Origin of the sequence: Actinospineispora spinosispora DSM 44797 (assembly GCF_000429025.1) — a bacterium.
Lineage (GTDB): Bacteria > Actinomycetota > Actinomycetes > Mycobacteriales > Pseudonocardiaceae > Pseudonocardia > Pseudonocardia spinosispora.
This window is the reverse complement of the sequence record NZ_KE386840.1, coordinates 19,240-28,109: the sequence shown is the minus strand read 5'-3', so window position 1 is coordinate 28,109 and position 8,870 is coordinate 19,240. Positions and strand designations below refer to the sequence as shown.

9 protein-coding genes are annotated in these 8,870 nt (G+C 69.3%); 5 read left to right on the top strand and 4 right to left on the bottom strand.

The window, feature by feature from the left end:
* The first annotated feature begins 255 nt into the window (after nucleotides 1-255).
* The 5 genes from G406_RS53455 to G406_RS0143575 all read left to right on the top strand — a co-directional run bounded on the left by G406_RS53455 (nucleotide 256) and on the right by G406_RS0143575 (nucleotide 5,380).
* Nucleotides 256-966 carry a GntR family transcriptional regulator gene (locus G406_RS53455; protein ID WP_037081604.1) on the top strand — a complete coding sequence of 237 codons (711 nt, stop codon included), beginning with the start codon at nucleotides 256-258 and terminating at the stop codon, nucleotides 964-966.
* Nucleotides 963-1,868, top strand: coding sequence for a crotonase/enoyl-CoA hydratase family protein (locus tag G406_RS0143590; RefSeq protein ID WP_245607454.1), 906 nt, complete (start codon nucleotides 963-965; stop codon nucleotides 1,866-1,868). Before G406_RS53455 ends, G406_RS0143590 begins: the two co-directional genes overlap by 4 nt.
* Before the next feature lie 13 nt (nucleotides 1,869-1,881).
* Nucleotides 1,882-3,024, top strand: coding sequence for a thiolase family protein (locus G406_RS0143585; protein WP_028938779.1), 1,143 nt, complete (start codon nucleotides 1,882-1,884; stop codon nucleotides 3,022-3,024).
* A 90-nt stretch (nucleotides 3,025-3,114) separates the two neighbouring features.
* Nucleotides 3,115-4,101, top strand: coding sequence for an AraC-like ligand-binding domain-containing protein (locus tag G406_RS0143580; RefSeq protein ID WP_028938778.1), 987 nt, complete (start codon nucleotides 3,115-3,117; stop codon nucleotides 4,099-4,101).
* A gap of 43 nt (nucleotides 4,102-4,144) precedes the next feature.
* The gene (locus tag G406_RS0143575) at nucleotides 4,145-5,380 is read left to right on the top strand and encodes an acyl-CoA dehydrogenase family protein (protein WP_028938777.1); all 1,236 of its coding nucleotides are present in this window, start codon (nucleotides 4,145-4,147) and stop codon (nucleotides 5,378-5,380) included.
* A 78-nt stretch (nucleotides 5,381-5,458) separates the two neighbouring features.
* On the opposite strand, the gene G406_RS0143570 is transcribed toward G406_RS0143575, so the two are convergent.
* From G406_RS0143570 to G406_RS0143555, 4 genes are all read right to left on the bottom strand, one after another.
* A complete protein-coding gene (locus tag G406_RS0143570) occupies nucleotides 5,459-6,607 on the bottom strand; it encodes an acyl-CoA dehydrogenase family protein (RefSeq protein ID WP_028938776.1) in 1,149 nt (382 codons plus the stop codon).
* Nucleotides 6,608-6,655: 48 nt separating this feature from the next.
* Nucleotides 6,656-7,126, bottom strand: coding sequence for a hypothetical protein (locus G406_RS0143565; protein ID WP_156935481.1), 471 nt, complete (start codon nucleotides 7,124-7,126; stop codon nucleotides 6,656-6,658).
* 123 nt (nucleotides 7,127-7,249) lie between these two features.
* Entirely contained in the window at nucleotides 7,250-7,582 is a 333-nt protein-coding gene (locus G406_RS0143560; protein WP_028938774.1) for a hypothetical protein, read from the bottom strand.
* Nucleotides 7,583-7,974: 392 nt separating this feature from the next.
* Complete coding sequence (locus tag G406_RS0143555) at nucleotides 7,975-8,817, bottom strand: PaaI family thioesterase (RefSeq protein WP_028938773.1); 843 nt, start codon at nucleotides 8,815-8,817, stop codon at nucleotides 7,975-7,977.
* Nucleotides 8,818-8,870 lie beyond the last annotated feature (53 nt).

The window sequence follows — 8,870 nt, the reverse complement described above, 5'->3', positions numbered from 1 at the left end:
CGCTGCCGTCGCTGACGCGCGCCTGTCCGGTCGCTTTCTGCCTCGCCCCCTGCGTTTCTTGCAGTGCATCGCACTGAACCCCCTTCGGGGAGACCGGCGGAGCGGAGCCGGCTTCGCACTGGACCCCTGCGGGGTGACTCGCGGCGACAGAGGACCACAGGATCGGCGCGAGGGGTAGGACACACCCCTCGCGCGCGGAGACCTCGGCGTGGCACCATGAGGCAACTTGAATTCAAAGTCGGACCGAGGAGCGACATGCCCAAGCGCTACGGCGTCAAGGACAAGGATGTCGCCGTTGCGCACATCGTGTCCGGGCTCCTCGACGGCAGCCTGCGCCCCGGCGACCGGATCGACCGCACCGAGATCGCCACGTCGCTCGGCATGAGCCGCGTCCCGGTCCAAGAGGCCGTCAACCAGCTGGAGCGCGACGGGATCGTCAGCATCCCGTACCACCGCGGCGTGTTCCTCGAACGCTTCGACGCGGACGTGGTCCGGGAGCATTACGAGATCTACGGCATGCTCAGCGGCATCGCCTCGGCGCGCGCGGCGGGCGACCCGACGGAGGAGTTCCTCACCAGGCTGCACGCCCTGGTCGAGGAGATGGCCGAGGTCGCGGACGCCGGAGATCCGGCGGAGTTCGAGAACATCGTCTGGGAGTTCCGCAGGGCGATCAACCAGGAGGTCGCCGGTCCGAGGTTGCGCGCCGCGATCGGCACGTTCCAGGGGTTCATGCCGACCGCGTTCTGGCTGGCCTGCCCCGACCACAAGGAGTACATGCTCCCGCTCTACCGCGAGGAGCTCGGCGCGATCGAACGCCGGGACGGTGACGCCGCACGGACGATCGTGGTGCAGCGCGCGGCGCGCATGGCGCGGACCGTGATCGACGAACTGCGCCGACGCGGGGTATTCGATCAATCCGAGTCCGCGGTAATCGCGCCTGGCCACCTGGAACGGGTGGAAAGATGAGCTCGGCACTGCTGTCGAACTCGAATGCGAGCAACGTGATGTCATTGGGCCAGACGACTCTCGCCGGCCGGCACGACACGGTGCGGGCCACCCTGGGTGATGGTGTCGCCGAGGTGCGCCTGAATCGTCCGGCCAAGCTCAACGCGCTGAACATCGAGATGTTCGACGACCTGCTCGAGGTCGGCCTGATGATCCGCAGGGACCCGACGGTGCGCGCGGTGGTGCTGACCGGTGAGGGACGCGCGTTCTGCGCGGGTCTCGACTACGCTGCGCTCGCCGAGCTCGAGAACGACGTCAACCCGTACGAAGACGACTACTCCCCGGGTGACGAGCTGCTGGAACCGGACGACCAGCTGGTCGAGCTGAGCCGGTCCCAACGAGCGGCGTGTGTCTGGGGCACCGTTCCGGCGCCGGTGATCGCGGCGCTCAACGGCCCCGCCTTCGGCGGTGGCCTGCAGCTGGCGTTGCCGGCCGACATCCGGATCGTCGCGCCGGAGACCATCCTGAGCGTCGCCGAGGTGCGCTGGGGGCTGACCCCGGACATGGCGGGCACGCAGCTGCTACCCCGTCTGGTCGGCATGGACGTGGCGATGGAGCTGACGCTGACCGGCCAGGTCATCACGGGCGAGGAAGCACTGCGGATCGGGCTCGCCACGCGCGTCGACGACGAGCCCCGGGACGCCGCGATGATGCTTGCCAGGGAGATCGCCAAGCGCAACCCGGACGCCGTGCGCACCGCGAAGTCGCTGCTGGACAGCGCGTGGCACGTCTCGATGGGCGACGGGCTCGCCGCCGAACGCCACGCCGCCGAGCTGATCGCGCGCAGCCCGAACCAGCGCGAGGCGATGCGTGCCCGTCTCCAGCGCCGCATACCGAACTTCGTCGATTCACCGGAAGACTAGGAAGGGACCCGTCATGCCCGAGGCCGTCATCGTCGAGGCCGTACGTACCCCCATCGGCAAGCGCAACGGTTCGCTGGCCGGGGTACACGCGGTCGACCTGTCCGCGCACGTGCTGACCGCGCTCATCGAGCGGACGGGCATCGATCCGGGCATCGTCGATGACGTCGTGTGGGGTTGTGTCAGCCAGGTCGGCGACCAGTCCAGCAACATCGGCCGCTACGCGGTGCTCGCCGCCGGCTGGCCGGAGACCGTTCCGGGCATCACCGTCAACCGCGCCTGCGGGTCCAGCCAGGCCGCACTGGAGCAGGCGGCGCACGGTGTCATCGCCGGCCAGTACGACGTGGTCGTCGCCGGTGGGGTCGAGTCGATGAGCCGCGTTCCGTTGGGTGCCGCGCGCACCACCGGGCAGCCGTACGGACCGAAGGTGCTCGAGCGCTACGACAACTTCCAGTTCAACCAGGGCACCGGCGCCGAGCTGATCTCCCAGAAGTGGGGCTTCTCCCGCAACGACCTGGACAGCTTCGCCTCCCGCTCGCACGCGCTCGCCGCGGCGGCCATCGACGCGGGCGCGTTCACCGACCAGATCGTCCCGGTGCCGACCGAGACCGGCGTCTTCGAAACCGACGAAGGCCTGCGCCGGGGCACCACCCCGGAGACCCTGGCCAAGCTCAAGCCGTCGTTCAGCGAGGACGGCGTCATCCACGCGGGCAACGCCTCACAGATTTCCGACGGTGCCGCCGCGCTGCTGGTCACCACCCCGGAGAAGGCCAAGGAATTGGGCCTCACCCCGATCGCCCGGTACAAGGCCGGTGCGGTGAGCGGCGCGGACCCGATCATGATGCTGACCGGACCGATCCCGGCGACCGAGAAGCTGCTGTCCCGCACCGGGCTGTCGATCGGTGACATCGGTGCCTACGAGGTCAACGAGGCGTTCGCGCCGGTGCCGATGGCCTGGGCCGTCGAGCTGGGCGCCGACCAGGAGCGGCTCAACCCCCTCGGTGGCGCGATCGCCGTCGGTCACCCGCTCGGTGGATCCGGCGCGATCCTGATGACCCGGCTGATCCACCACATGCGCGCGAACGACATCCAGTACGGCCTGCAGACCATGTGCGAGGGCGGCGGCACCGCCAACGCGACCCTGGTCGAGCTCGTCTGACCCAAAAACCCGTGAGTGGCGAGTGGTCCCATGGGACCACTCGCCACTCACGGGTATGTGCTGTGCCCCTGGTCGAACTAGCCTGAGCAGATGACTCCTACCACGTCGGTCTGGGATGTCACCGACCGCGCCGACGGGGAGCAGTTCGGCTACTGGCACGAGGTGATCTGCCAGGCCTTCGTCCCGTTGGTCCCGCGAAGCGCGGCATCCGGGCCGGGGTTCGCCGCGCGGGTGGAGACCCGCGAGCTGCACGACATGGTGCGGGCCCGCATCTGGTCACAGCCGCAGGAGACGGCGCACGGCCCACGCGAGGTGGCCCGCACCGACGGTGCGTTCTTCTTCGTGAACCTGCAGGTCGCGGGCCGGTGCCGGGCCCGGCAGGGGCGTACCGAGTCGGTCGTTCGACCGGGGCAGTTCACCGTCCTGGACACCACGGAGCCGTACTACCTGGACTTCGACGAGCGCTGGCGGATGATCTCCTTCCGGCTGCCACGCGATCTGCTGACCGCTCGGCTGGGTGGTGCGCGCCCCGCGCTCGCCGAACCGGTCGACGGTGGACACGGGGCAGGCGGGGTCGTCGGTTCGATGATGACCTCGCTGTGGGACGTCGAGCTGCCGGCGGGCTCGGCGGCGTCGGCGGAGCTGGGGCACGCCTTCGCCTCGGCCGTCGCCGCCGCCTCGGTGGGCGCTTCGGCATTCGCCGACCAGCCCCGCGCGGTGTTGCGGGCCGAGGTACTGCGGCATGTCCGCAACCGGCTCGGCGACTCCTCGCTGTCGGTGGCCAGCGTGTGTGCCCGGTTGGGAATCGCACCGAGAACGCTGCACGCCGCGTTCGTCGGCGGCGAGCGCACGTTCGCCGCCACGGTCCGCCGGTTGCGCCTGGAGCGGTGCGCCACGTTGCTGGCCGACCCGACGACACCGGGAACGATCACGGCGATCGCCGCCTCGGTGGGCTTCGACGACCCCGCCTCGTTCAGCCGGGCGTTCCGCAGGGAGTTCGGCTGCACACCGAGTGAGGTCCGGGCTGCACCGATTGCACAGTCGATCGGCACGCACGGACAAGACAGCGGAGACTGATCACGGAAAGCTGGTCTCCCCTGCCCCACCCCGGAGGTCCACGGTGTCCGTCTCGTTCTCGCTGTCCGAGCAGCAGGAGCAGCTCAAGCACGGTGCGCGCCAGTTCGCCGAGGCGAACCTGCGCGATCTCGCCGATGCGGTACGTGCCGAGCCCGACCCGCTGCGCCGGGCCCATCTCGCTCGCCCGGTGTTCGAGAAGGCGGTCCAGGCCGGTTTCCTGAAGGGTCTCATCCCGCAGCCGTTCGGCGGAATCGGCGGCGGTGGGGTCGACGCGGCGATCCTGATCGAGGAATGGGCAGCCCACAGCCCCGACTTCGTGATCTCCATGGCCGGCCCGCTCATCGCGCTCGCCCCGGTCTACGAGGTGGGGACACCCGAGCAGATCCAGCGTTTCGTCGCGCCGTTCCTCGCCGACACCGGCGCCCCGGTCGCGGCCATGGCCTACTCGGAGCCCGGCGGCAGCGCCAACTTCGACGCCCCGGCCCCCGCCGAGGGCACCCGGACCACCGCGGTCGCGGACGGCGACCACTGGGTCATCAACGGCAGTAAGGCGTGGGCGTCGCACCTGCCCGGCTGGGACGGCGACGGCCCGGACGTCATGACGGTCGTCTGCCGCACGCCGGGTGGGGTCTCGCTCATCGTCGCCGAGCGCGAGCAGCTCGCCGGCCACATCGAGACCGAACACGTCTACGACCTTCCCGGCCTCGCCGGGTGCCTCACCGCGCGCATCAACCTGGTCGACGTGCGGGTGCCCAGGGCCAACCTGCTCGGTGAGGAGGGCCAGGGCGTCGCGCTGACCCGCAACGCGTTCATCGGCAGCGGCGCGTCCATCGGCATCTTCGCGGTCGCGGCGATGCGGCAGGCCTTCGACATCGCCTACCGCTTCGCGCTGAGCGAGAAGCGCGGTGGCCCGGGCCCGATCATCGAGCACCAGGCCGTCTCGGACGCCCTCGCCGACGCGAAGGGGAAGATCGAGGCCGCCCGGCTGCTGGCCTGGCGCGCACTGGATGCCGCACTGTCCCAGCACCCGTCGGCCCTCGAGTGGGCGTTGCACTCGAAGGTGTTCGGCTCCGAGACCGGCGTCGAGGTCATCACCAGCCTGATGAGGGTCGTCGGGGTGTCCGCGTACGACAAGGACTTCCCGCTGCTGCGCCACCTCAACGAGGCCCTCGCCTACCCGGTCATCGAAGGCGGCAACATCGGCGTCCGGCGCCGCCAGCTGCACGATCTGTTCCGGAGCACCGGCTTCGACCCGCTGGCGGCCTCCGGCATGGCCTGAGTGCCGACACCGCGCACCTTGAGTCCACACCGCGCCATGTGCACCTAGCGCGGTGTGACCACAGGGTGCGCGATGCGTCTAGAGGCCCAGCCCCTTGCTGATGATGGTCTTCATGACCTCGCTGGTGCCGCCGTAGATCCGGGTGACCCGAGCGTCCGCGTAGAGCCGGGCGATGGGGTACTCCAGGATGTAGCCGTAGCCGCCGAAGAGCTGCAGACAGCGGTCGACGACGCGGCCCTGCAGCTCGGTGCAGTACAGCTTGACCTTCGCCGCGTCGATCGCGCTCAGCTCGCCCGCGACGTGCTCGATCAGCGCACGGTCCAGCATCGCCTGGCCCGCCTCGATGTCGGTGGCGACCGCCGCGAGCTCGAACTTGGTGTTCTGGAACTCCGCGACCGGCTTGCCGAACGCCTTGCGCCCCTTGACGTAGGCGACGGTCGTCTCCAACGCGGCCTTCGCGGCGCCGAGCGAGCCGATCGCGATGGTCAGCCGTTCCTGCGGCAGGTTGTGGCCGAGGTAGCCGAACGCCTTGCCCTCCTCGCCGAGCAGGTTCGCCACCGGAACCCGTACGTCTTCGAAGGACAGCTCGACGGTGTCCTGCACCTTCAGCCCGATCTTCTCCAGGTTGCGTCCCTTGGTGAAGCCCGGCATGCCGTCCTCGACGACCAGCAGGCTCAACCCGTGGCGCCGGTTGGTCTCGTCGCGCGACGTGCGTGCCACCACGATCAGCAGGTCGGCCTGGGCACCGCCGGTGATGAACGTCTTGGCACCGTTGAGGACGTAGTGGTCACCGTCGAGCACCGCCGTGGTGCTCATGCCGGCGAGGTCGGAGCCGGTGCCCGGCTCGGTCATCGCGATCGCGGTGAGCAGGTCACCGCCGGCCAGGCCGGGGAACCAGCGCTGACGCTGTTCCTCGGTCGCGTACTCCATGAAGTACGGGATCACGATGTCCAGGTGCACCCGCAACGAGCCGAGCGAGACCAGGGCGCGCGAGGCCTCCTCGTTCAGGATCGCGTTGTAGGTGAAGTCGGCCTGACCTCCGCCGCCGTACTCCTCCGGCATCGCCATCCCGATGACACCCAGCTTGCCGAGGCCCTGGAAGAAGCTCCGGGGCACGATCCCCTCGGACAGCCAGTCGTCGAACACCGGAACCACCTCGCGCGCGAGGTAGTCCCTGATCATCCGCCGGAAGTCGTCGTGCTCTGAGGTGAAGCCGGTGCGCCGCATACTCGCCAGTATGACCAGTTGAATTCAAAAACGTAAAGGGGTGTGCGCTCAGCCCTTCGGGAAGCCCTCGCACAGGTACGCCGGGATCTGACCGGTACGGCACCGCTGCGCGAACGGCGACGGACCGTGGCGGCCGTTCTCGTACTCCTTCGGGTCCGGCAGGTTCTCCGGCCACCTGTGCCCGTCGGGAGCGGTCGGCACCGACGGCACGGACGGAACCTTGCCCTCGGGCTGAGAACCCTGGGGCGCGCTCTCCGCACCCTTGCCGGCTCCCACCGGAGCCTTCGGCACCTGCGCCGGCGCCGGCACGGGTGGCGGCGGCGCCGCCACCGCGGGGGGAACCGGAGCCGCACTCGGAGCGGGTGACGGGCTCGCACTGGGACTCGCACTGGGACTCGCGCTCGGTGCGGCGCCGACCGCCGGGCCGGCCGGGGTTGGCTTGCCACCGACCCGTGTGGTGTACCCGACCAGCACTATCCCGCTCGCCACCAGGACGATCAGCAGAATCGCCGCCAACACGAATCGGACCGTCGGGTTTCGACCAAAGAAGGGTGCGGTCCGCATCACCCGATTGTCCCAATACGAGCAGGCGCCGGGTCATCCGACCCGGCGCCTGTCGCGGATTTATTTCAGCAGCTCTACTCAGTCGTCACTGCTGTTGCTCTGGCCACACTTGCCGTCGTGGCGGTCGCTGTTGCTCTGGCCGCTGGACAGAATGCCCAGCACGCCGCCGAGGATGCTGTTGTTGCACAGCTGGACGGGCGCCTGAACTCCGACGTTCTGCAGGTTCACCAGCCCCGACTGCGCGTTGACCCGGTCTCCGTCGCGGTCGCGGTCACGGTCGTGGCCGCCGTGGTGCCGGCTGTGCCCGTGGTCGCCGCTGTCGCCGTCGTAGTCGCCGGCGAACGCGAGCGGGCTGAGCGCGAGCATGCCTGCGGTGGCTGCTGCAACGACGATTCCGGCTTTCTTGAACACGAGGGAGTCTCCTAGCTCTGTGCGTGATGGCTCCGTTGATGGCGCGGATGCCATCTCCGAGGGGTGCCGGTAGGTACTGGGGAGCCCGTACCGACAGCCAGAAAGCTAGACCGTTTTACGCCGCAATCACACCGACTACCCTTAACTGTGGGTAGCGAACTATCTCGACAAAAGGTTGCTCGTACATTCCGGTGAACCCGAAGAGCCACCGGCGGTCACCCTTTCACGACGGGGATCATGTATCGAAAGGGTTGCTCATCACTTTGAGCGATCCAAGACAGTGTTTCAGCGGCCAAATGGGTGACGAGTCCACCGCTTGGCCGCTTACAGCGGTAATCCGACCACTCGTCGCATGATCTTGACCGGGTGTCGCGGCCGATTCACTGCCGTCACTACGACCTCATGGACCACAGGCCGGTGACGACGGCGGCGATCTTGCCGTCGCCACGCACGAGGTCGGTGCGCAGGGTCCGGAACCGCCGGCCCCGTCGCACGTACTCGGTCCGGCAGCGCAGCTCGCCGCCGTCGGCCATCGCCGGCCGCAGGTACTCCACCTGAACACTGAGCGGCGCCAGCGTCGTCGGGTCCTCGACGTCGACGAGCTGCACGCGCCGCTGCGCGACCTGTCCGATCGCCATCAACACACCGCCGTGCACCTGCGCCCGAGGGTTGGACAGCTGCCGGGACGCCACGGTCGTCCAGCTCGACGGATCACCGGAACCGGCGACGACGGCGGCCAGCAGCGGCTCGGGCCGGTCGAGCTCGACGTCGTCGAACACCGGCAGCGGTTCACCCGCGTCGGCGTCCGGCGGGAGCATCACGAAATGTCCCTGCGCGTGGCCGAGCGGCCGACCGGCCTCGTCGGTGACCTCGACGGTGACGTAACCGGCGTCGGCCTTCATGTACCGCAGCGAGGACTCGGCGATCATCCATCGTGCCTCGGCCACCGGCGGCGCGGCGTGGTCGACCCGCAGCTCGATCGTCGGACCGCTCAGCCCCAGTCCCTGGGCCTGCGCCATCGCCCAGCCGCCTGCCGCGTCGGCGATCGCCGCCAGGGTGACCGTCGGGCCGACGTCCTCGGCGAGCGCGGAGCCACGTGGGATCGGAGCCCTCAGCCGGACGCTGTCCGCCCCCGCCCACACCGGTTCGACACCGAGGCAGGAGTCCACCGGGATGGTCGAGAGCCTGCCGAGAATCCTGGGATCGATCTCCGCCCCACCAACACCATCGAGCACGCGATTTCACGCTCCCTTAACCCTTGGTTCGATCCCCACGGAGCGGCGTTCGC

Excerpts from the sequence above, each read along its gene's own strand:
- G406_RS53455 (WP_037081604.1), top strand. The coding sequence starts at position 256 with ATGCCCAAGCGCTACGGCGTCAAGGACAAGGATGTCGCCGTTGCGCAC.
- G406_RS0143590 (WP_245607454.1), top strand. The coding sequence starts at position 963 with ATGAGCTCGGCACTGCTGTCGAACTCGAATGCGAGCAACGTGATGTCA.
- G406_RS0143585 (WP_028938779.1), top strand. The coding sequence starts at position 1,882 with ATGCCCGAGGCCGTCATCGTCGAGGCCGTACGTACCCCCATCGGCAAG.
- G406_RS0143580 (WP_028938778.1), top strand. The coding sequence starts at position 3,115 with ATGACTCCTACCACGTCGGTCTGGGATGTCACCGACCGCGCCGACGGG.
- G406_RS0143570 (WP_028938776.1), bottom strand. The coding sequence starts at position 6,607 with ATGCGGCGCACCGGCTTCACCTCAGAGCACGACGACTTCCGGCGGATG.